The sequence below is a fragment of the Nitrospirillum viridazoti CBAmc genome (assembly GCF_000730165.1).
Taxonomy (GTDB): Bacteria; Pseudomonadota; Alphaproteobacteria; order Azospirillales; family Azospirillaceae; genus Nitrospirillum; species Nitrospirillum viridazoti.
This window is the reverse complement of record NZ_CP022111.1, coordinates 305,800-328,249: the sequence shown is the minus strand read 5'-3', so window position 1 is coordinate 328,249 and position 22,450 is coordinate 305,800. Positions and strand designations below refer to the sequence as shown.

Sequence of the window (22,450 nt, the reverse complement as noted above, 5' to 3'; positions counted from 1 at the left end):
GCTCCATTCCCTTAAAGATAAGCACATCCAGCGTCCAGGACCGCTCGGCACGAAGACGATCATCCGACAATGGAGTGATCACGCATATTTTCGAAATAACGAACAGCTCCCAGCATCTTTAAACAATATTTTTAACGAAACGAAATTGTGTATTTTATCCACCGGGTATTATCCATGCTGATATATCCGCCTACCCTCTCAGCGAGACGCCCAGAGAGCGCCACTGGAGGAATTTCCCATGAACTATCCAAACCTGTTCTCGTCCTTCTCCATTCGGAACCTCCAGCTGAAAAACCGGCTGATGATGGCGCCGATGGAAAGCCATCTCGGTAACGCCGACGGTTCCGTGTCGCCGGAGCTGATTGCTTACTACCGGGAACGGGCACTGGGCGGGGTGGGCATGGTGGTGGTGGAATTCACCTGCGTAGATGGCCACGACGGCTTCAGCTCTCTGGCCCCTCAGTTGAGGCTGGATACGCCCTTCTTTCGCACGGGGCATGGCAAGCTGGCCGCTGCCATCCAGTCGGCGGGTGCGCGTGCCTGCGTTCAGCTCAGCCACGCCGGCCGGCAGTCGAGAGAGTCGGTAATCGGCCGCCAGCCCGTCGCGCCGTCGGCCGTGCCGCTCAAGTCCCCGTATCTCAACGCCACGCCCCGGGCCCTCGAGGCTCATGAGATGGAGCGCCTGATCCAGCGTTATGCCGCTGCGGCCGCCATGGCGGTTCAGGCCGGATACGACGCGGTCATGCTGCACGGCGCCCACGGTTATCTGCTGCAGCAGTTTCTGTCCCCGCTGGTGAACCAGCGGAACGACGAATGGGGCGGTGACTTCGAGCGCCGGCTGCGCTTCCCCCTTGAGGTCATCCGCGCCGTGCGGGCCGCCATCGGCGACAGGCCGTTGCTCTATCGCCTGTCGGTATCGGACTTCATCGAGGGCGGGCTCACCATCGAGGATGGCGAGCGCATCGCGCCCAGGCTCTGCGAGGCCGGCGTCGATGCCATCGACATCTCATGCGGGTCCCTGGACCGGGTTGATGTCATCGTCGAGCCCATGTCCGTGCCCGAGGGCTGGCGCTTGCCCATGGCGCGCCGCATCCGGGAGGCGACGGGCAAGCCGGTCATCTGCGCCGGCGTGATCCGCCGTCCGGAAGCGGCGGAGGCCGCCATCGCCCAAGGCGACACAGACGTCATCTCTCTAGGCCGCGCCCTGCTGGCCGATCCGCTCTGGCCGAAGAAGGCCCAGGCGGGGAAGGCGGACGACATCCGGCCCTGCACCTCCTGCAACTGGTGCATCAAGGAAACCGGCGGCAATCGGGGTGTGGGCTGCGCCGAGAACCCGCGGTGCGGCCATGAGACGGACCCGCTCATCGACCGTTTCGGGCAGGGACACCGGGCCGCCGTCGTGGGCGCCGGGCCCGGCGGGATCACGGCGGCCCTGTTGCTGGACCAGGCAGGATTCCAGGTGACGCTCTATGAAAAACGGGCGGCGCTGGGCGGCAACCTGGTCTCTTCGGCGACGCCGCCGGGCAAGGAAAAGCTGTTCTGGTATCGGGACTTCTTGCTGCGCCGCCTGGCGGCCAGCAGCGTCACCGTCCGCACCAGCGCTGTCGTCACGGCAGAGCAGCTACGGAATGACCAGCCGGCCGTGATCGTCCTCGCCAACGGATCCCGGCAGGCGCCCCTGCCCCTGGAAGGCAGCAAAGGGCTTTCCACGGGCCCCGCGTTCGAGGTGCTGCTGGGTGAAGGACATCTGCCGCAATCCTCCGCCGATCGCCCCATCGTGATCTATGGCGGCGGTGAAACCGGCACCGAGACAGCCGAGCATCTGGCCAAGCTGGGCCAGCATGTCCTGCTGGTCTCACGATCCGGCGCCCAGTTCCTGGCCCGCAATGCCGAGCCCTTGTACCGCATGCATCTGCTGAAGCGGCTGCATGCCAATACCGCCATCCGCATTCTCGACCACACGCGACTGACGGCCGTCGAGGACGACCATGTCATGCTGAAGACCGGGGACGCGGAGCCCCGGCCGCAGCCCGCCAGCGCGGTGCTGCTGGCTCATGGCCTGGTGCCTGACACGGCCTTGGCGGACGCGTTGGCGGATGTTCCCGTGCCGGTCATCCGCATCGGCGACGCCAGGACGGTGGCCCGGATTGGCGAGGCCGTGCGCGACGCCTACCGCGGTGTCCAGGATTTGCGGCTGAGCTTCCTGCAAACCGAGGCTATTCGGTGCTGATCCGCGCGGCTTTCAGATCCACACCCGGATCCGCCAGCCGTTCCGGGTCCATGAGGGCTTGCCCGGCGATCAGGGTCTTGCCAGCCATGAAGTCCTTGGGCGCAGAAAGGCAATCAACGGCGATCAGGCGACCATCACGCAAATAGGCCACGGAAAAGGGCGGGCGGGACGCGTCCCCCCGCACCACCGCCTGGTCGTATCCCAGGCAGAGCCCAGCCGTCTGCATCTTCACGGCGTACTGATCCGACCAGAACCAGGGCAGCGCCGTATAAGGCTGCGGCACACCAAGGATGGTCGCCGCCGCCGTCTTCGCCTGGTCGATCGCGTTCTGCACGGATTCCAGGCGCAGGGGAACCGCGGCGTGCGCGCTGGGATGCAAGGCGCAGTCACCAATGGCCAGAATACGGGGGTCGTTGGTACGGCAATGGGCGTCAACCTCCACGCCGTTGGGACAAGACAGGCCGGCCGTGGCCAAGACCTCGACATTAGGGATGATGCCCACGCCCATCACCACCAGGTCGGCGGGGAGGATTTCGCCGGACGCCAGTTCCACGCCCACGACCCGTTCCGTCCCCGTCAGCCGCCTGACGGCCGCGCCCAGGCGCACGTCCACCCCCTCCCGGCGGTGCAGGTCCAGGAAGAATTGGGACACCACGGGCGAGGTCACGCGGGCCAACAGGCGTTCCTGGGCCTCCAGCACCGTCACCGGCAGGCCCATGCTGCGCAGCACCGCAGCGGCTTCCAGGCCGATATAGCCGCCGCCGATCACCACCACCCGGCGCGGCTGGGCGAGGTCCCGTTTCAGGGCATCGATATCGGCGATGGTGCGGATGGTATGGACCCCGGCGAGATCAGCCCCCGGACACGGCAAACGGCGAGGCCGCCCACCGGTGGCCCAGACCAGCCATTCATAAGAAAGGATCGCGCCATCGGCCAAGGTGACGTTGGAAGCCTCACGATTGACAGCCACGATGGCCTGCCCCAGACGCAAGGTCACCTGGCGCTCCGCCCAGAATTCCGGCCTGCGGAGCAGTAGCTGGGCCGCATCGCGCTTGTTGCCGAGATAGTCCTTGGACAGGGGCGGCCGTTCATAGGGAAGAAAGCCTTCATCCCCCACCAGCGTGACGGGCCCGCCATAGCCCCCCTGCCTCAGGGATTGGGCCAGTTGCGCCGCCGCCTGGCCCGCCCCGGCGACCACCACGCCAGCGGTTTCCTTCACAAAACTCTCGCTCATGTCCTCCCCCTGACCCTCGGGTCCCTTTGGACGGCATCATAGAAAGGGCGTGCGCGGGTGGCAGCCCAGGGGGGCAAGCCACCATGGGTGTGATGTCTGCATACCGTCGCCAACGGGACCACCGCACATGGGCTAATAAGAGGGTCGCGCCCGGCCAGGACCGGGACAACATCCAGACGGGAAAGCCCGGATGCGGCAATCAGGAGAGGCGACGGAATGACCGACGGTGCAGATACCCCCTTCCGTATTGATGGCAAGGTGGCGGTGGTGACGGGGGCGGCGCGCGGCATCGGCCGATCCGTCGCGCAGATTTTCGCCAAGGCCGGCGCCGCCGTTGTGGCGGCGGACATCCTGGCCGACGCCGCGCGCGAGACCGCCGACCTGGTGACGGCCGCCGGCGGGCGCGCCATCGCCGCGGCCGTCGACATTTCCGACGAGGCCTCGGTCCAGGCCCTCTATGACCAGGCGACCGAGGCATTCGGCGGCGTCGACATCCTGATCCACTCCGCCGCCATCTTCCCCAAGTACCCGCTGCTGGACATGACGGTGGAACAGTGGGACCGCATCCACGCCGTGAACATGCGCGGCTCCTTCCTCACCGTGCGGGAGGGCCTGCGACGCATGATCGCCGCCAAACGCGGCGGCGCCATCGTCAACGTCTCCTCCGTCAGCGGGGAACGGGCGGTTGTCTTCCACAACGCCGCCTATAACGCCAGCAAGGCCGGCCTGACCAACCTGACGCGGACCAGCGCGCTGGAGGCCGGGCCCCACGGCATCCGGGTCAACGCCGTGCTGCCGGGCGGCACCGCCACGGAGGGCGCGCGCGAGGCGACAGCCGACATGCGCGCCCGCGGCCTGGAGGTCGGTGGCCCCATTACGCAGCCCGGCCGCGTGCCCCTGGGCATGATGGGTCAGCCCGAGGATATCGCCCACGCTTGCCTGTTCCTGGCCAGTCCTGCCGCCCGGGCCATCACCGGCCAGGCGCTGGCGGTCGATGGCGGATTCCTGGTCAGCTGAAGGCGCACGAAAAGGCCCCGGGCGCACAGGCTCGGGGCCTTCGTGGATGCTGAGGGTCAGTGCTGGCTGAGCGGAATGCGGACCAGCAGGCCATCCAATGCCGGCCCCATCTTGATCTGGCAAGACAGCCGCGAGGTCGGCTGCGGCTCCACCGCAAACTCCAACATGGCGGCCTCGTCCCCTTGGGGGGAACCGGCCGCCGCCGCCCAATCCGGATCGACATAGACATGGCAGGTAGCGCAGGCGCAGGCCCCGCCACAGTCCGCCTCGATGCCCGGCACGCCGTGGGCGACGGCCACCTTCATCACCGACTGCCCTTCTTCAGCCTCCAGATCGTGGCGGTGGCCGTCAGGGTCGATAAAGGTGATCTTGGGCATGGGGGCCGTCCTTCAAAGCATGATGTCGTGGAATTGCCGGCCGGCGGCGACACCGGCGCCGGCCAACGCTCCATCCATGCCACATCCGCCCAGCGGCACCAGCCCCGCCCCCCTGACATCAAGAATACGATCCCCTGCCCCGCTGCCTTGATCGCGCCCGCAGGTTCCGCCCTTACTGCGTTCCGACGGCCGCGTGGTCTATCGCGGGCACGATACCGAGGAAAGAGCCCACAATGATGCGGCGCATGGATTTCAACGTCCCGGTTGATGATGAGAGATGGATCGCCATGACCGTCTTCGCGCCGGTCGACCTCCCGCCCAGTGGACGGGTTTTCTTCCTGTCTCCTGGCGGCGGCTATGCCCGTGGCTATTACGACATGGCCTTCCCCGGTCACCACGGATACAGCCAGGCGGAACACCACACGTCTCAAGGTCATGTGGTGATCGCCTATGATCACCTGGGGGTAGGCGAAAGCTGCACCGACGGCTTGGCCGAGATGACGATCGAGGATATCGCCGACGCCAATGCGAAGGCCGTGCTGTCGGTTATGGAGCAGGTACGCCGGGGAACGCTGTCGGACTTCCTGCCCGCTCTGCCCGACGCCCTTTTCATTGGGGCCGGGCAATCCATGGGCGGCGGTGTCAGCATTCTGATGCAGGGCCGGCACGCCTGTTTCGATGCCATTGCCGTCCTGGGGTACAGCGCCATCCATACCGTACTGCCCCAAAGGACCACGGCAGAGGTCCAGCAGGGCATCGACACTTATCAATATGACCGCCAGACCAAGGGCGCCGACCTTTCCGTTGCGGAGTCAGCCGCGGGCGTGGCCGATTTCCGCTATCCATTCCATTGGGAGGACGTGCCACCCGATATCCTGGCGGCGGACATGGCTGGCGGTTATCCCATTCGACGGACGGCCCCACCCTTCGGCAGCCTGACCATTCCCAACTGCGTCGTCGCCATGATGTCCCCTGGCTTCGTCGCTGACGAAGCGGAGGCCACGCGCGTCCCGGTCTTCCTTGGCTTTGGGGAGCGTGACACCAGCGTGCGCCCCCACCAGGAACCTGCCGCCTTCCCCAACAGCCAAGACATCACCCTCAGCATCACGCCAACGATGGCGCACATGCACAACTTCGCCTCCACCCGTCATTTGCTTTGGAACAGGCTGAGCGCGTGGGCCATGGGCTTGGTGGCCGGCTCTCAATCTCAGGAGTGAACCCACATGCCCGTGTATCCCATGAACATGGACGTTCCGGCGCACGTGCCGCCCGAACTGGTATTCGATTACGACGTCTACGCCCCGGGCCCGCCGGAATCGGATTTCTTCGAGGAGCTGTACAAGCTGAAGGGCAAGGCGCCGCCCATCTTCTGGACGCGCAACAACGGCGGCCACTGGTATGTGGCCGACGCCAAGCTGGTGAACCAGGTCCTGCGCGACAGCGACAGCTTCTCCAGCCGCATGCTGGTGGTGCCCCGCGCCAACAACCCGGCCGGTGAAGGCTTCACCCCCATCCATCAGGACCCGCCCGACCATACGAAATACCGGCACCACCTGTCGGTGGCCCTGTCGCGCAAGGGCGTGGCGGAACTGGCACCGGGCGTGCGGCAGCTGGCGATCGAGCTGATCGAGGGGCTGAAGCCCAAGGGCGGCTGCGACTTCATGACGGATTTCGCCTTCCAGCTGCCCATCATCGTCTTCCTGCGTCTGGTCGACCTGCCGGAGGAGCACCGCCTGGGCCTGCTGGAGGAAGTGGCGAAGATCATCCGCCCCGGCAGCAACAAGGCGGAGGTCATCCGCGGCCTGGCCGCCTATTTGGCGCCCATCGTCCATGCGCGCCGCGAGAATCCCGCCGATGACCTTATCAGCTGGCTGTCGCTGCAAGAGATCGACGGCGCCCGCATGGCGGAGGACAAGCTGCTCAGCATGTGCACCCTGCTGCTGATCGGCGGCCTGGATTCCGTGGCCAACACCCTGGGTTTCTTCGCCCGCTTCCTGGCGGAAAATCCGGATCATCGCCGCCAGATCATCGACAACCCCACGGCGATCAGCAGCGTGGTGGAGGAGTTGCTGCGGCGCTTCCCCACCGTCACCGCCGGGACCGGCCGCCTATGCGTGGCGGACCAGCAGGTGGGGCCGGCCCTGGTGAAGGCCGGGGACCAGGTGATCGCGCCACCGGCCATGATGAATTTCGACGATACGACATATCCTGACCCGCTGAAGGTCGATTTTTCCCGCCGCATCAACAGCGTCGGCACCTTCGGCCAGGGGCCGCACCGCTGCGTCGGCGCCAACTTGGCACGGTCGGAACTGACCATTTTCCTGGAGGAGTGGCTGACCCGCATCCCCGACTTCCGCCTGGCAGCCGGTGCCCCGACCTTCCAGCCGGGCATCAACATTTCCTACACGCGCCTGATGCTGGACTGGTCAGGAGCATAAGTACCAATCGTTTGACTTCCAAGGATGTAAGGGAATGAAAGTGCTGGTCGCGGTCAAGCGGGTCGTTGACTACAACGTGAAGGTTCGCGTGAAGGCGGACGGCACGGGTGTGGAGACGGCCAACGTCAAGATGTCGATGAACCCGTTCGACGAGATCGCGGTTGAGGAGGCGGTCCGCCTGAAAGAGGCGGGCAAGGCCACCGAGATCGTGGTGGTGAGCGTGGGGCCGACGCAGGCGCAGGAGACGCTGCGCACGGCTTTGGCCATGGGGGCGGATCGCGCCATCCTGGTGCAGAATGACGCGGAGACGCAGTCGCTGGGCGTGGCCAAGGCGCTGAAGGCGCTGGCGGAAAAGGAACAGCCGGGCCTGGTCATCCTGGGCAAGCAGGCCATCGACGACGACGCCAACCAGACCGGCCAGATGCTGGCGGCCCTGCTGGGCTGGGCCCAGGGCACCTTCGCCAGCAAGGTCGTGCCGGCTGAAGGTACCATTGCTGTCACTCGCGAGATCGACGGCGGGCTGGAGACGGTGGAGCTGAAGCTGCCGGCGGTGGTGACCACCGACCTGCGCCTGAACGAGCCGCGCTACGCCTCGCTGCCCAACATCATGAAGGCCAAGAAGAAGCCCTTGGAGACGGTGGACGCCGCCAGCTTGGGCGTAGACCTGACGCCGCGCCTGAAGACGCTGAAGGTGGCGGAACCGCCGAAGCGCGCCGGCGGTGTGAAGGTGGGCTCCGTCCAGGAGCTGGTGGCCAAGCTGAAGACCGAAGCGCGGGTGATCTGACCATGACGACTCTTGTTATCGCTGAGCCTTCTGCGGAAGGCGTGAAGGTCCCGACGCTGACCACCCTGGGGGCGGCCGCCAAGCTGGGCGGCGATGTGCATGTGCTGGTGCTGGGGCAGGGTGTGGGCGCCGTGGCCGAGGCGACCGCCCAGGTCGCCGGTGTGGCCAAGGTGCTGACGGCGGACGCTGCCGAGCTGGCGCACGGCCTGGCGGAGAACGTGGCCCCGCTGGTGGTGGGGTTGGTGAAGGCCGGCGGCTACAGCCACGTGCTGGCGCCCAGCACCACCTTCGGCAAGAACGTGGCGCCGCGCGTCGCGGTCCTGCTGGATGTGGCGCAGATCAGCGACATCACCGGTGTGGAAAGCCCCGACACCTTCACCCGGCCCATCTACGCCGGCAACGCCATCGCCACCGTGCAGTCCAGCGACCCGGTGAAGGTGGCGACGGTGCGCGGCACGGCGTTCGAGGCGGTGGCCGCCACCGGCGGCAGCGCCAGTATCGAGGCGACCGCTGGCGCCGCCGACGCCGGTCTGTCCAAGTTCGTGAGCCAGGAAGTGTCCAAGTCCGAACGGCCGGAGCTGACGTCGGCCCGCGTGATCGTCTCGGGCGGCCGGGGCATGCAGTCGGGCGACAACTTCCCCCTGCTGGAGGCCCTGGCCGACAAGCTGGGGGCGGCCGTGGGCGCATCCCGCGCTGCGGTGGACGCCGGCTTCGTGCCCAACGACTACCAGGTCGGGCAGACGGGCAAGATCGTGGCGCCGGAGCTCTATATCGCCGTGGGCATCTCGGGCGCCATCCAGCACCTGGCCGGCATGAAGGACAGCAAGGTCATCGTCGCCATCAACAAGGACGAGGAGGCGCCGATCTTCCAGATCGCCGACTACGGCCTGGTCGCCGACCTGTTCAAGGCCGTGCCGGAATTGACCGCCGAGGTCTGATACATATCATCAACCGGAACGGCCGGATCCCGTTGGGGGCCGGCCGTTTTTCTTGGGCTCGCTACAGCATCACCTGCCCGCCATCGGCATTGAGGGTCTGCCCCGTGACGTAGCGGCTGTCGTCGCTGGCCAGGAACACCGCCACCGGCCCGATGTCGGCCTGGGGATCGCCGAAACGGCCCAGGGCGATCTCCCTGCGGTACATCTCCGCCTGCTCGGGATGGTCGGCCAGGTATTGGATGGCGACGGGGCTCAACGCCGCCGGGCAGATGACGTTCACGCGGATGCCGTACCGTCCCCATTCCCGCGCGGCGACGCGGCTGACGCCCCGCACCCCTTCCTTGGTGGCGGCATAGATGCCGAAGCCGGCGCCACCGTAAATGCCCTCCCGCGACCCCAGATTGATGATGGAGCCACCCCGTTCCTTGAGGTGAGGGAAGGCCGCCTGCATGTGCCGGATGGTTCCCAGCAGGCCGGACTCCAGCGTCAGGGCGATGGTTTCGTCGTCGATATCCTCAAGCAACGTCCCAGGCTTGGAGCTTTGGGCGTTGTTGACCAGGACATCCAGGCGGCCGAAGCGGTCCAAAGCCACCTTCACCGCCGCTTCAGCATCGGCACGCCGCCGCACGTCGCCGGCGCAGATGGCGACACCGGCCGTTCCCAGCGGGGACAGGTCACGCGCCGCCGCCTCCAGCTTCGCCACATCCCTACCGGTGATGACCAGGGCGGCACCAGCGGCGGCCAAGGCCTGGGCGATACCAAGGCCGACCCCCTGCCCGCCCCCCGTTACCAAAGCGACTTTCCCTGCCAGTTTCTGCGGCGCCATGGCGCTTTCTCCCTCTGGTGAAACGCTTGTCATCGTGATGGCTGCCGTCCGCGCAGAAAGCTCAGGCCCAGGGCCAGCAGGGCCAGGGCGGACAGGGCGGCCCAAGCCGGGCGGTAGCTACCGGTCCAGTCGAACAGGGCACCGACCAGCAGCGGATAGGCGAAGTTGATGGGTGTCATGGCGGCTCGGGTGGCGCCCAGCGCCCTGCCGTAATGGCCAAGCCCGAAGCACTGAGCCGTCAGCGCCCCCCAGACCGGCAGCAAGGCGCCCAGGGACAGGCCGTAAACCAGCGCAGCGACGTACAGGGGACGCCCGTCCCTGGCCAGAGCGAACAGCACCATGGCCACCGCCCCCGCCAGCAATCCCAGGCGCAGGGCCCAGCGCAAATCCACCCGGTCGGCCAGGACACCGAACACCAGCTTGCCCGCCATCGCGGTCATGCCCACGGTGGACACAAGGCTGGCCGCCGTCAGGGCGTCCAGTCCCAACGCCCGCCCATAGGACACCAGGGACGCCATGATCGCCCCGTTGAGCGCCATCAGGGTGCCAACGCCCAGCGTGATGACCCAGAAATCGGCGGAGCGCAGGAACATCCCCCAGCTTGGCGGGGGGCCGGCCGGGGCCGACACCTGCCCCGCCACCGCCGCCCGCCGCTCCCACGCGGGGATGCCGCCAGCAGGTCGCCGGGCCAGCCACCAGACGGCCGGCGCCAGCAGCAAGGTGATGCCGGCGAACACGAGAAAGCCGCCCCGCCACCCCAGCCAGCCCTGCAGGTAGGCCGCCCACGGCGGGAAAAAGATGGCGGCGGCGGAGCCGCCCAGCGCCACAATGCCCATGACCAGCCCCCGCCGCCGCTCAAACCAATGGGCGATCAGCAGGTTGATGACCAGCATGCCCAGCAGGACATCCGCCGCCGAGATGAGGGTGGCGTAGAGGGCTACCACCTGCCACATGGCCGTGGCGCCGGCCACCAGGGCCAGCCCCGCCGCCGTCCCCAGCACGCCGCCCATGGCCAGCCAATGGAGGGGTATCCGTGCCGCCAGCCATCCCACCGGCGCGGAGGCCAGGCCACTGACCACCAGCACGGCGGTCAGGGCCAGGTTCACCGCGGCGCGGCTGGCCCCGAAGGTCGCCACCAAGTCCGGAGCGAAGACCCCATAGGCGTAGAACACCGGCCCGGCGCTGATCAGCAGCATCAGGAAGCCCAGCACGACGACGACGGGTCCGCGCCATCGCGCGGGCACGACCTCTCCGCCCCGCATCAGAAGTGCACCGTCAGCGTGCCGCCCATGGTCCTCGGCGTTCCGGGGATATAGGAGAGGAAGCCGGTGGTCTGGTACCCTGACGCCCCCATGGCCTTGTACTGAACGTCGAACAGGTTGCGGACATAGAACCCCAGGTCCAGCGGGTGCCCGGCCACCTCTTTCCAGTCCAGCCGTAGGTCCGTCAGGCCGTAGGGCTTGGTGACCGCGTAATTCTCCCCGGAATCGGACCAGGCCATGCGGCTCTGCCGATAATACGACAGCTGCGCCGCAGCCGTTCCCAGCCGATCGCTCAGCGGCAGCTCATAACGGACCGTGGCGCCATATTGGAACCGGGGCGTGCCGGCGAACGCGTAGCTGGAAGCGTCAATGGTGCGGCTGCCCGATCCGTCCGGTTTGGCGGCCACCGTGTAGGCGAAGCTGGAATAGGCGGCGTCGATGTAGCTGAGGAACGCCGACAGATCCAACCCGCGCGCCGGCTTGGCCGACAGCTCCAGCTCCCCGCCGTCGATGGTGGCGGAGGCGGCGTTCTTCACATAAGCCTGCGGCACCGTCTCCCCGGGGAACTGGGCGTAGATGGTGCGCTGGATGTTGGAATAGTCCTGGTGGTAGCCCGCGGCGTTGGCCCGCATGGCCACACCACCCAAGGTGAAGTCCTGCTTCACGCCGACTTCGTAGTTCACCACGATTTCCGGGGCGAAGGGCCCGAAGCTGCCCAGGCTGCCGTTGGCGCCCAGCTTGCCGCGCAGATTGTAGCCGCCGGAGCGGTAGCCGCGCGACACGGTGGCATAAAGCAAGGTCTCTTCCGCCGGCTTGTAATTCAGGCCGGCGGTCCAGGTCGGCACGTTCTTCTCGTAAGTGGGCAGCGGCACCTTGCAGGTGTTGGCGAGCGTGCCGCCATCGTTGCAGGCCACCGGCGGCGGGTTGCCGCGGAAATCGATGGCCGCCGTGCCAGCCGACAGGCCGGAATAATAGGTTTGGCCCGTAAAGTCGCGCCGGTCCCAGCTGTAGCGGCCGCCGGCGGTCAGCGTCAGTTCATCGGTGAGCTTGAGGTCGCCCTGGGCGAACAGCGATGTGCTGCTGTTGACGGCATAGCCGCCACCGACCTGGGACAGGCCATAGGCACCGATAACCGTCTGCTGGAAGTCGCTGCCTTCCTCACGGAAATAGTAGCCGCCGACGACATAGGTCAGCCGGTCGCCGAAGCCCTTGCCCTGCATCTGCAGCTCTTCGGACACCTGATGTTCCCGGGCGATGTTCAGCGCGTTAAAAAAAGGCAGGCCGTTGCGCGCCTTCAGGTCGGAACCGTCGAACTCCACCCCGATGTCGGCGCTGATCTGCCGGTAGCCGAGCACGTTCTTGAAGGTCAGGTCGCCGACATCGACGGTGGTGATGTTGGTGGCGGCGAAGGTGTCGAGCCTGGTGTCGTCGGGCTGCAGGTCGCCGGAGGTCTCATAGAATCCGCGTGCCGCCTGCACCGCGTTGGCGCGCGCCACGGCCGCCGGGTCCATCCCGGCCAGGGCCGACGCGTTGGGCCCGAAGCCCTGGCTGATCAGGGGCACACCGGTGCCGGTGGTGTGGACGCCGGACAGGGTCGTATAGCTTTCCACCGCACCGGCGCGCAGCAGGCCACCCAGACGATAGGACGTGTTGGTTTCCGTGCCCAGCTGCTGACCGGTATCGACGTTGGTGGTGTAGCCGTCATGGTGATCCACCTTGACCGCCGCCCGCAGCGCGAAGGCGTCCGTTACGGGGACGTTGACGATGGCCGTCGTCTCGCGGCTGCCGTAGTCGCCCAGGCCGATGCTGGCCATCCCCTCGAACTGGTCGGTCGGGCGCTTCGACATGACCAGCAAGGCGCCGCCGCTGGTGTTGCGGCCGAACAGCGTGCCCTGGGGGCCTTTGAGAACTTGCACATTGTCCAGATCCAGCATGGCCTGGTTCAGGCCGTACACCCGGGCCTGATAGACCTCATCGACATAGGCGCCAACCGACGGGTCCTGAGTGATGAGCGCCTCCTGCTGCCGCTGGCCACGCACCTGGAAGGCGGGCACAGCGCCACCGTAGGGGCCGGGCTGCACCTGGAAGGCCGGCGCCTGGAAGCGCAAATCCTCCAGCTTCGCCACGCCGCGCTCGGCCAACTGCTCACCGGACAGGGCGGTCACCGCCACCGGCACGTCCTGCAGCTTTTCCTCACGGCGCCGGGCGGTGACGATCACCTCGGTGATGGTGTCCTGGCCGGTGGGCGGAACCGGCGTTTCCGCCTGTCCGAATGTCGCCCAGACGATGGCGGCCGTCGACACGCAGACGACCGCGCTCACGCGCGTCTTTCGCAAACCTTCCTCCCTTGATGTCTTTTGTTTATGTCCGGCCGGGTTGCGCCCGGCTCAGCCGAAGCGCCAGCGCCGCGCCGGTTCGAATCCGGGCTTGGCGGCGATATGTTGGATGTCGAACCAGATCGGCAACCGGTACCGCACGTAGAAGGCGTGCGTCAGGGTCTGCTCGAGGTCGAGATCGTCCAGGACGCGGATCTCGACCCCGCCCTCCTGTTCCTGCCAATGCCGGCAAGCCGCGAGGCAGGCGTCAATGTCCGCCGCCGTATCCAGATGGAAACCCAGATGATCGTCACCGGGGGCCGAACTGGGGGTGTCGGACTCGCAGATGAACAGGAACTGGCTCGCTTCCTCATCCGTCGTCAGGATGAGGTGGGGTGTCTCCAGGCCGGGAAAAGCCCCCTGGCGGAAGCCGAAGATGGTGGTGAAGAAACGCACCACGTCGGCCCCATGGGCCGCCACGAAGCCACGCTGGACGGTCAATTCCATGTGATTGAACCGAAGCACGGCGCAGCCCTCCCTCCCCAAGCGGCGACGCCTCATTGGACGTCGCGTCATTGACGCTAGGGGATTGGAGATGCTGGCACAATCACCCCTACATCAGTATCGCATGAACGATACTGACGGCTTCGGCCCGCTCATCGCATAGCCGATTTAAGGGGGTGGATCACGCCGACAGTCGGTGGGCCGGGGGCTCCTGGTGCTGGTGCTGGCGGGAGGCGAAGACCAGATGTCCTTCCTCCACCACCTGGGCCGCCAGGGAATGCGGCACCTGCAACGCGCTGCGGAAGTCGTCAACGCCCGCCACCGTGACCTGGCTCCTGATCCCCAGCCCGGACAGGACGTTCTCGGCGAAGGTGCCATCCCACAGCCGGCGGGAGGCGTCATTGTCCAGGACGATGAAAAAGTCCCAGTCGAAGGAACCGGGTTCGTCGGAACTGGAGGCCGTCATGTAAATCCGACGGGGGGCCAATTTATCCACCAGCGCCCAGATCGCCTGGGTGACGCTGGCCAGCCGTGTGTTGTCGTGTTCAACCCTGTTCATGTGCCCATCCCCTGGCTCTCGAAAGGCCAAATATCCTCGACGACCGTCGGCATGCGGTAGCGACGATCACAAAAAGTGGAATCCGGCAGAAATCATCCATCCCCTCCCAAGAGAGAGGCGGCATACAGTTCCAAGCAGAGGACCCGTTATAGTGAGAAAGGGGCCCTATTTTCCTCCCTACGCTTCCCGTCCCGTCGATTTCATCGCACAAGGGTCGTCTCAGCGTCGTGGGGCACATTCTTCGGCACCCCAACCGTATACCCAATATTGCAATGGGCATTGTCGATCCAATAGGTGCATAATCAACATCCAAGGGGGGGATTTTTAACAGGGGCTGGGTATGGCCGATTTCGTGACCGTGGGTATCGACGGGACCAACCTGTCCAGCATCGGGGCCTTCCAGGATTTGTTCGCGCTGGTGCGGGTGCGGGTGGAAGAACTGTTTCGCACCCGTGACCAATCGCCCCTGATGCCCAAGGTGCGGCTGCTCAAGCCTGGCGGCGGCACCCTCCTATTGGCCGATGGCCGCCGCCTCGCCACCGATGGCGCGCTGGAATTCGGCCAAGGCCATGATCTGGTGCACATGTCGAGCTTCGCCTTCGAGGGCCTGGAAGCGCTGGAAAACCGTCTGAGCGAAGCGGCGTCGGTCTGCGCCTGGCTGCGCTGGCAATATAACAGCGGCGCCTTGATTTCCGCGGGCGGCACGGCCCTGACCCTGCTGGCCGCCGCCGGCCTGCTGGGATCGGTGGCGGTGCCGGTGCCCCGCCCCCTTGTCTCGTTCTTCCGGCAGCGCTATCCGCGCGTGCAGATCGATGAGCGCAACCCCATCGTCGAACAGGGACGCTTCATCCTGGGCCGGGGCCTGGGCATGGAGGTGGCCATGGTCGGCCGCGCCGTGGAACGGGTGACGTCGCGGCCGACGGGCCGGTGGCTGGGCCCGATCATCGGGCTGGATGAGATGGCGGCGGACTTCGACAGCACCGACCCCCTGGTGGTGCAGGCGCAGATCTGGCTGGAGCAGCGCTTCGCCGAAGACGTCAAGATCACCGACCTGGCCAAGGCCCTGTCGGTCAGCCACCAGACCCTGATCCGCCATTTCGAGCGGCAGTTGAACACCACGCCCCGCCACTATGTCCAACAACAGCGGGTGGCCGCCGCCAAGCACCTGCTGCGCCGGACCAATCGCACCATCGCGGAAATCGCCAACATGGTGGGCTATAACGATCTGCGCTCATTCCGCGCCGTTTTCGAACAGCATACAGGCATGAGTGCCAGCCGTTACCGCGCCGCGGGCGGGAAGGAACAGCCCCGGAACATGATTGCCCAGGGCTGACCGTCACCCGCCGGGCCGTCCGGCCGCGTGGTGGGCCGCCAGCCAGGCGAAGACGAACGAGGCGGCGATGCTGGCGCCGGCGCCGGGATAAACCCGTCCCATGACCGATGCCGTCGAATTGCCGGTGGCATAGAGCCCCTCGACGACGGACCCGTCCGGGCGCAGCACCCGCGCATGCTCGTCCGTCACGATGCCGCCGGCGGTTCCCACATCGCCCGGAACCATCTTGAAGGCCAGGAAGGGCGCCTTCTCGATCGCGCCCAGGTTGGGGTTGGGCTTGGTGCGGGGATCGCCGAACCAATTGTCGTAGGCCCGCTCGCCGCGATGGAAGTCCAGGTCCTTGCCCGTTCGGGCAAAGCCGTTGAAGCGGTCCACCGTCTGCCGCAGGGCGGCAGGATTCAGCCCGATGGCCGTGGCCAGGCTTTCGATGGTGGAGGCCGACTTCATATAGCCGCTGGATTTCCAGTCGTCCGGCGTCTGTCCTGGCGGCTGCACGCCCCAGGCGTAGCGCTGGCGGTGGCGGCTGTCCATGATCACCCAGGCGGGTACACCGGCTTTGTACAGGGCTTGGCCGTTGGCCATGTAGGACTGGCTTTCGTTCATGATGCGCCGGCCGTTCTGGTCCACCACGATGACGTGGGGCTTGGATAGGTCGGTCACATGCATGAAGACGGCGCCGTTGGGTGGCAGGGTGCCGGGCACCCACCAGGCCTGGTCCATCAGGTCCAGGGCGGCGCCATGGGCCTGGGCGATCTCGATCATCTCGCCCGTGTCGCCGGGGTTGGCGTTGGTCCAGTCGGTGGAGGCCGGCGACGGCCCGTACTTCTCACGCATGGCCCTGTTGCGGGAAAAGCCGCCAGCATTGATCAGCACGCCGTCCCGGGCGCGGATGCGGCGGCGCTGTCCATCCTGCGCCACCACCACGCCGGTGATACGGCCTTCCTCTTCCACCAGATCGACGATGCCGCAGTTGGTGCGGATGGGCACGCCCTTGGCTTCCGACAGCATCAGCATGCGCCCCTGCAACGCGCCACCATAGCTCAGGATGGGCTTACCCGTCTTGGCCATGCGCCGCAGCCGCATCAGCAGCTTCACCCCTTCCCACATGCCTTTGAGCGTGCGCGTGGCCAGGGTGATGTTGCGCGTCTGGTCCACCGGCAGTGGCACAACCATGGGACCCATGCGCAGATTGTCGAACAGTGGGCCCATGTCGCGAGCGTCCAGCATGGGCGCGGCCAGGGACCGGCTGCGGGCGCAGCCGCCGTCCAGCTCGTCATAATAATCGGACCAGCCCTCGGCGCGGATGAATTGCATCCCCTGGCTTTCCAGGAAGGTGACCATCGGCGGCCCGGCCTTCAGGAACGCCTCCTTCCGGGCAGGCGTCGAGCCGGGGCCGGCGTCGTGGCCCACCGCCGCGTTGAGGTAGCGACGCCCGGCCTCCTCACTGTCCTGGACGCCGAAACGGGCCTGCAGCGGGTGGTTGGGAATCCACAGCACGCCGCCGGACATGGCGGTGGACCCGCCGATCTTGTCGGTTTTCTCCAGGATCAGCGGCTGCTTGCCGATGGACTTCAGGTACAGGCCGGCGGCCATGGATCCGCCCCCGGAGCCGACGATCACGAAGTCGGCCGTTTCGTCCCACTGGCTCATCAGTTCTTGTCCCACAGATAGTGATGCAGGGTTTCATGGAAGTTGCTGATGGCGCGTTCCTGCACCGGGCTGGGCCGCGCGCCCTTGAAGCCGCGGGATTTCATGCCCTTCTGCACCTCGCCCATGTTCTGGAAGTCCTGCTCCAGAATGAGGCCCCAATCGACCTTGGCCCAGTCGGCCCCGTGCTCCACCGCCACGTCGGGATTGGCGCCCTCGGCGAAGCGCTCGATGACGTTGATCTCGAAGATGCAGCTGTCGGGGTCGTCGCCGTTGGGCCGCGCCCGGTAGAACAGCACGTTGGTCGGCTGCTGCAGGAAGACCAGGTTGGGGAAGATGTGCCAGTCGGTGCCGGCGGCGATCAGCGTTTCCACCGGCACGTCGGGGAAGGGCCGGTTGTTCTTCGCCGCCTCCTCCCGATGGAATTGGGCAAAGGCGCCATAGATGGTGTAGGGGTCGGCGTCTTCCGGCAGTTCCACCAGGCGGGCGGCGGCGGCCAGCATCTCTTTCGTCGTGGTGGCCTGCAGGGTGTCCCAGATTTCCTTGTTGAACAGGTAGAGGCCCCGGCGCATGTCGCCCTTCGCCTCGCCCAGGCGCGGACTGGGCAGGCCGTACAGCCGGTTGGGGGCATAGCCGAACATGCCGTGCTTGCCCTTGGCGGCGCTGTAGGTCATGTCGTCCAGATAGGCCAGCAGCTGGCGGTGCGTCGTCTGGACGTGATAGCCCTCGTTGAAGGCCTCCAACGCCACCTTCCAATTGCAGGGCATGACGATGCTCTTGCGCCAGACGTAGCGCATCTTGTCGAACTGGTAGGGATCCAGAATGGCCTTGGCAGGCTCCAGGAATTCCTCCAGGGGCTCGCACTCCGGGTCCATGTTAATGAAGACCCAGCCCCCCCAGGTACCGACCTTCACCGCCTCCAGCGTGACGTCGGCATCCTGCAGGCAGTCACCCCAATCCTGACGGTCGACGATGTCCGCCGGCTTGCCGTCCAGCGTCCATTTCCAGCCGTGGTACTTGCAGTGCAGGCGGGCGGTATGGCCGCAGCCGGCCGTCAGGCGCCGCCCCCGGTGGGGACAGACGTTGAAGTAGGCGGCGATGGCGCCGGACTTCTGCCGGACGACGGTGATGGACTCATCCGCGATGTCGTAGGTGTAGTAGTCGCCCGGTTGGGCGATCTCCTCCTCGCGGCAGGCCATCTGCCACACCCGGGGCCACAGCCGTTCCTTTTCCAGCCGGACGTATTCCGGCGCGATGTAGCTGGCAGCCGGAACGAAATCCGGCCGCACCTCAGGCCGGTCCGTTTCCAGTTTCGGCGCGTCGATCCTGTCGGTCATCGCCCTCTCCCTCCCTGATGTTCTGTCTTGTGCCGAATGCTGGCCCATCACGCCGGCGCTTGCGCGAAGCGCCGGTCGAAGACCGTTTCGGCGATGCGGTTCAGCAGGATTTCGATGGTGCCGCCGGCGATCATCCAACCGCGGGTGCGGCGCAGGCAGTATTCGACCAGTCCGTCCTCGCTGAAGCCGGCACCGCCCATGATCTGCATGGCCTCATTCGCGCACTCGAAACCGGCGCGGTTGCAGGCGACCTTGGCGATGGCCGTTTCCTCGGCCGAGGGCAGGCCGGCGTCGGCATTGGCGGCGGCGCGGTAGAGCAGCAGCTGGGCCGCGTCCAGCTTCACCTTCATCTCCGCGAACTTCCATTGAAGTCCCTGGAAGTCGCACAGCAGGCGGCCGAATTGCTTGCGGGTCTTGGCGTGCTCCAGCGCGACCGTGTAGGCGTAGCGTCCCAGGGCCAAGCTGCGCGCCGTGTTGCCGATGCGCTCCACATTGAAGCCGGCGATCTGCTTCTTGAAGCCGCCAGGCCCCAGCAGGACCTTTTCCTTGGGCACATAGACATTGTCGAAGAACAGCGGGTTCCATTCCTCGCCCGACAGGAAGCGGACCGGCTTGCCGAAGGTGAAGCCCTCCTGCCCGCGCTCGATCAGGACGGAACCGATGTTGCCCGTGCCCGGACCGTAGCGGACATAGACCAGGAACACCGTGGCGTGCAGGCCATGGGTGGTGAAGATCTTCTGGCCGGTCACGCGGAAACCGTCGCCGTCCGGCACGGCCATGGTGGTCAGCTCGGTGACGGCGGAACCCGCGTCCGGTTCGGTCATGGCCACGGCGATCAGCCCATCGCCGGTCAGCAGCGGCTGCAGATAGTCCTTCTGCTGCTGCTCATTGGCGAATTGGGCGAAGGTGCGGATGGCGCCGAAATTGCCGGCCTGGATCACGTCGGCCGACCGGGGACAGACGGCGGCGATCTGCTCTATGGCAATCACCGCGTCCATGAGGGAGCCGCCGACGCCGCCCTTTTCCTCCGGCACGGTGATGCCCAGCAGGCCCTGCTCCGCCATTAGGCGGGCTACATCCCAGGGATAGTCATCGGCATGGGCGCGGGCCAGGGCGCCGGCGGCCAGATGGCGCCGGGCGAACGCGGCCACGGAATCGCGGAACATCGACTGTTCATCGGTCAGATTGAAATGCATTGCTCTTTCCATCACCTGGCAATCGGCCCAGCCGCGGAGCGGCGGGTGTCATGGGCCCTCGCGGCCCGAAGCGTCGGGGAAGCACGGGCCCGTCATCGTCATGGACAGGGGTAGTCGACTTTCCCAAGGGCGGCGAACAACGCCGACACGAACGCGCAAGTGTACGTATCCGCGATGACTCCACCCCGGCCGGGCCCCTTTCTTGACAGGCGGGGCCCCGCAACCGCTGGTGAAGACAGCCGGCCCTGCGCCCGACACCGCCCAGCCCGTGTCGCCGGGGCCGGCCCTTCTTCCTCACAAGCGGTGACACGGGGCCTAGGCCATGACACGCATCAACGAAGCGATCTCAATCCGCGTCGACGGGGACATTGGCGTCATCCTGGCGAACCATCCCCCGGTGAACGCCCTCAGCCACGTCGTGCGCGAAGGTCTGGTCCACGCGGTGGAGGCCCTGTGTGCTGACGCCGCCGTCAAGGCCATCGTGCTGGCCTGCGAGGGCCGTACCTTCTTCGCCGGCGCCGACATCACGGAGTTCGGCAAGCCGAAGCGGGAGCCCTCCCTCCAGCAGGCCATCAAGGCGCTGGAAACGGCCCCCAAGCCCGTCGTAGCGGCCATTCATGGAACGGCGCTGGGCGGCGGGTTCGAGGTGGCGCTGGGCTGTCACTTCCGCGTTATGGTGCCCACCGCCAAGGTCGGCCTGCCGGAAATCACGCTGGGCCTGTTCGCCGGTGCCGGCGGCACCCAACGCCTGCCGCGCCTGATCGGGCCGGAGAAGGCGCTGGACTATGTGCTGTCCGGCAAGCCCGTCAATGCCGCCGAGGCGGTGGCGGCCGGCATCGTCGACGCTGTCATCGACGATACGCCGCTCGACGCCGGCCTGCGCCACGCCCGCACCATCATCGACCAGAACCAACCCGCCATCCCCGTCCGGAACCGGACGGCGAAGCTGGCGGCCGCCCAAGCGGATCCTGGCGCCTTCGACGCCCGAGCCCAAGCGCTCGCGCCCAAGACCTTCGGCCCGCTGGCCGCCGCGGCCAACATCGCCTCGGTCCGCCGCTCCTTCACCCTGCCCCTGGATGAAGCGCTGGCGGAGGATGCGAAGGCCAATGCGGAGCTGATGGCCGGCCCGCAATCCCGCGCCCTCCGCCACCTGTTCTTCGCCGAGCGGGAGGCAGCCAAGCTTCCCAACCTGCCCGCCGACACCCGGCCGCGTGAGATAGCGCGGGTCGCCGTGGTCGGCGCCGGCACCATGGGCGGCGGCATCGCCATGAGCTTCGCCGCCGCCGGCCTGCCCGTGGTGCTGATCGACGCCACGCGGGAGGCCCTAGACCGGGGGATGGACCGAATCCGCGCAAATTACGCCAGCTCGGTCAAGCGCGGCTCGCTCAGTGACGCGCGCCGGAATGAGCAGTTGGCCCTGATCCAGGGCACGACCGACCGGAAGGCCGCGGCCGACGTCGACCTGGTGGTCGAAGCGGTATTCGAGAACATGGATGTGAAGGTGGAGATCTTCCGCGACCTGGGCGCCATCACCCGGCCGGGCACCATCCTGTCCTCCAACACCTCCGCCCTGGATGTGGACGCCATCGCCGCATCCTGCGGCCGGCCGCAGGACTTCATTGGTTTGCATTTCTTCGCCCCGGCCAACGTCATGAAGCTGCTGGAGGTCGTCAAGGCCGCCGCCAGCAGCCCGGAAACCATCGCCACGGCCATGGCGGTGGGCCGGCGCATCGGCAAGGTCCCGGTGCTGTCCGGCAACTGCGACGGCTTCATCGGCAACCGCATCCTGGCCAAGCGGTCGGCAGCGGTGGAGCGCTTGCTGCAGCAGGGCGCCCTGCCGCAGGACATCGACCGGGCCATGCGCGGCTTCGGCTTCCCCATGGGACCGCTGGAGATCAACGACATGTCCGGCCTGGACGTGGGCTGGTCCATCCGCAAGCGGCGCGGCACGCCCTTCCCCATCGCCGATGCGATCTGTGAACGGGGCTGGTTCGGTCAGAAGACCGGCCGGGGCTATTACCTCTATGAGGCGGGCGGCCGCACCCCCCTGCCCAACCCGGAGGTGGAGGCGCTGATCCTCGACACCTCGGCGCGCCTGGGCATCCAGCGCCGCCCGCTGAGCGACGAGGAGATTGTGGAGCGCGCGCTTTATCCGCTGATCAACGAAGCCGCCCGGGTCGTGGTGGAAGGCATCGCGCTGCGGCCGTCGGACGTGGACGTCACCTTCGCCAATGGGTTCGGCTGGCCCCGCTGGCGCGGCGGCCCGCTGTTCCACGCCGACCTGGTGGGCCTGCCCAAAGTGGTGGAGCGGCTGACGGCCTTCCGCGCCGACACGGACGACCCGTCGCTGGAACCCGCCCCCCTGCTGCGCGAGCTGGCGGCGGCGGGAACGACCTTCGCCGAGTGGCAAAAAGCCCGCACCTGAGGAACCGAGAGACTGGTGCCGTCCAACC

Annotated in this window: 18 protein-coding genes; 8 read left to right on the top strand and 10 right to left on the bottom strand. The window is 66.8% G+C overall.

What is annotated here, in order from left to right:
* Positions 1-238: 238 nt before the first annotated feature.
* The gene (locus Y958_RS14950; protein WP_088872864.1) at positions 239-2,230 is read left to right on the top strand and encodes an oxidoreductase; all 1,992 of its coding nucleotides are present in this window, start codon (positions 239-241) and stop codon (positions 2,228-2,230) included.
* On the opposite strand, the gene Y958_RS14945 is transcribed toward Y958_RS14950, so the two are convergent.
* Positions 2,217-3,464 carry an NAD(P)/FAD-dependent oxidoreductase gene (locus Y958_RS14945; RefSeq protein WP_088872863.1) on the bottom strand — a complete coding sequence of 416 codons (1,248 nt, stop codon included), beginning with the start codon at positions 3,462-3,464 and terminating at the stop codon, positions 2,217-2,219. The genes Y958_RS14950 and Y958_RS14945 overlap by 14 nt on opposite strands.
* A 216-nt stretch (positions 3,465-3,680) precedes the next feature.
* Here Y958_RS14945 and Y958_RS14940 point away from each other — a divergent pair, with 216 nt between their 5' ends.
* Complete coding sequence (locus Y958_RS14940; protein WP_088872862.1) at positions 3,681-4,481, top strand: SDR family NAD(P)-dependent oxidoreductase; 801 nt, start codon at positions 3,681-3,683, stop codon at positions 4,479-4,481.
* 56 nt (positions 4,482-4,537) lie between these two features.
* Here Y958_RS14940 and Y958_RS14935 read toward each other — a convergent pair whose 3' ends face one another.
* On the bottom strand, positions 4,538-4,858 hold the full coding sequence (locus Y958_RS14935; RefSeq protein WP_044560200.1) for a 2Fe-2S iron-sulfur cluster-binding protein: 321 nt from the start codon (positions 4,856-4,858) through the stop codon (positions 4,538-4,540).
* 245 nt (positions 4,859-5,103) lie between these two features.
* On the opposite strand from Y958_RS14935, the gene Y958_RS14930 reads away from it, so the two are divergent.
* The 4 genes from Y958_RS14930 to Y958_RS14915 are packed head-to-tail and all read left to right on the top strand — an operon-like array spanning position 5,104 to position 9,018.
* Positions 5,104-6,075: an alpha/beta fold hydrolase gene (locus tag Y958_RS14930; protein ID WP_145727922.1), complete on the top strand. Its 972-nt coding sequence runs from the start codon at positions 5,104-5,106 to the stop codon at positions 6,073-6,075.
* 6 nt (positions 6,076-6,081) lie between these two features.
* The gene (locus Y958_RS14925; RefSeq protein ID WP_088872860.1) at positions 6,082-7,296 is read left to right on the top strand and encodes a cytochrome P450; all 1,215 of its coding nucleotides are present in this window, start codon (positions 6,082-6,084) and stop codon (positions 7,294-7,296) included.
* A 34-nt stretch (positions 7,297-7,330) separates the two neighbouring features.
* Positions 7,331-8,080 carry an electron transfer flavoprotein subunit beta/FixA family protein gene (locus Y958_RS14920; protein ID WP_088872859.1) on the top strand — a complete coding sequence of 250 codons (750 nt, stop codon included), beginning with the start codon at positions 7,331-7,333 and terminating at the stop codon, positions 8,078-8,080.
* 2 nt (positions 8,081-8,082) lie between these two features.
* The gene (locus Y958_RS14915) at positions 8,083-9,018 is read left to right on the top strand and encodes an electron transfer flavoprotein subunit alpha/FixB family protein (protein ID WP_088872858.1); all 936 of its coding nucleotides are present in this window, start codon (positions 8,083-8,085) and stop codon (positions 9,016-9,018) included.
* A gap of 61 nt (positions 9,019-9,079) precedes the next feature.
* On the opposite strand, the gene Y958_RS14910 is transcribed toward Y958_RS14915, so the two are convergent.
* The 5 genes from Y958_RS14910 to Y958_RS14890 form a co-directional block, all read right to left on the bottom strand.
* The gene (locus Y958_RS14910; protein WP_088872857.1) at positions 9,080-9,844 is read right to left on the bottom strand and encodes an SDR family NAD(P)-dependent oxidoreductase; all 765 of its coding nucleotides are present in this window, start codon (positions 9,842-9,844) and stop codon (positions 9,080-9,082) included.
* A 29-nt stretch (positions 9,845-9,873) separates the two neighbouring features.
* Positions 9,874-11,088, bottom strand: coding sequence for an MFS transporter (locus Y958_RS14905; protein WP_186291412.1), 1,215 nt, complete (start codon positions 11,086-11,088; stop codon positions 9,874-9,876).
* A gap of 17 nt (positions 11,089-11,105) precedes the next feature.
* Positions 11,106-13,427, bottom strand: a complete 2,322-nt coding sequence (locus Y958_RS14900) for a TonB-dependent receptor (RefSeq protein WP_186291411.1) — start codon at positions 13,425-13,427, stop codon at positions 11,106-11,108.
* Between the two features lie 66 nt (positions 13,428-13,493).
* Positions 13,494-13,946, bottom strand: coding sequence for a hypothetical protein (locus tag Y958_RS14895; RefSeq protein WP_145727923.1), 453 nt, complete (start codon positions 13,944-13,946; stop codon positions 13,494-13,496).
* Positions 13,947-14,106: 160 nt separating this feature from the next.
* Positions 14,107-14,484, bottom strand: a complete 378-nt coding sequence (locus tag Y958_RS14890; protein WP_044564044.1) for a hypothetical protein — start codon at positions 14,482-14,484, stop codon at positions 14,107-14,109.
* Between the two features lie 340 nt (positions 14,485-14,824).
* On the opposite strand from Y958_RS14890, the gene Y958_RS14885 reads away from it, so the two are divergent.
* Positions 14,825-15,817: a helix-turn-helix domain-containing protein gene (locus Y958_RS14885; RefSeq protein ID WP_088872854.1), complete on the top strand. Its 993-nt coding sequence runs from the start codon at positions 14,825-14,827 to the stop codon at positions 15,815-15,817.
* Between the two features lie 3 nt (positions 15,818-15,820).
* On the opposite strand, the gene Y958_RS14880 is transcribed toward Y958_RS14885, so the two are convergent.
* From Y958_RS14880 to Y958_RS14870, 3 genes are read right to left on the bottom strand one after another with little or no spacing between them, the layout of a single operon-like run.
* Complete coding sequence (locus Y958_RS14880) at positions 15,821-17,467, bottom strand: FAD-binding protein (RefSeq protein WP_088872853.1); 1,647 nt, start codon at positions 17,465-17,467, stop codon at positions 15,821-15,823.
* The gene (locus tag Y958_RS14875; protein WP_088872852.1) at positions 17,467-18,801 is read right to left on the bottom strand and encodes an aromatic ring-hydroxylating oxygenase subunit alpha; all 1,335 of its coding nucleotides are present in this window, start codon (positions 18,799-18,801) and stop codon (positions 17,467-17,469) included. The genes Y958_RS14880 and Y958_RS14875 overlap by 1 nt, the downstream gene beginning before the upstream one ends.
* 47 nt (positions 18,802-18,848) lie before the next feature.
* Positions 18,849-19,997, bottom strand: a complete 1,149-nt coding sequence (locus Y958_RS14870) for an acyl-CoA dehydrogenase family protein (protein WP_088872851.1) — start codon at positions 19,995-19,997, stop codon at positions 18,849-18,851.
* A 322-nt stretch (positions 19,998-20,319) separates the two neighbouring features.
* On the opposite strand from Y958_RS14870, the gene Y958_RS14865 reads away from it, so the two are divergent.
* Complete coding sequence (locus Y958_RS14865) at positions 20,320-22,422, top strand: 3-hydroxyacyl-CoA dehydrogenase NAD-binding domain-containing protein (protein ID WP_088872850.1); 2,103 nt, start codon at positions 20,320-20,322, stop codon at positions 22,420-22,422.
* Positions 22,423-22,450: the final 28 nt, after the last annotated feature.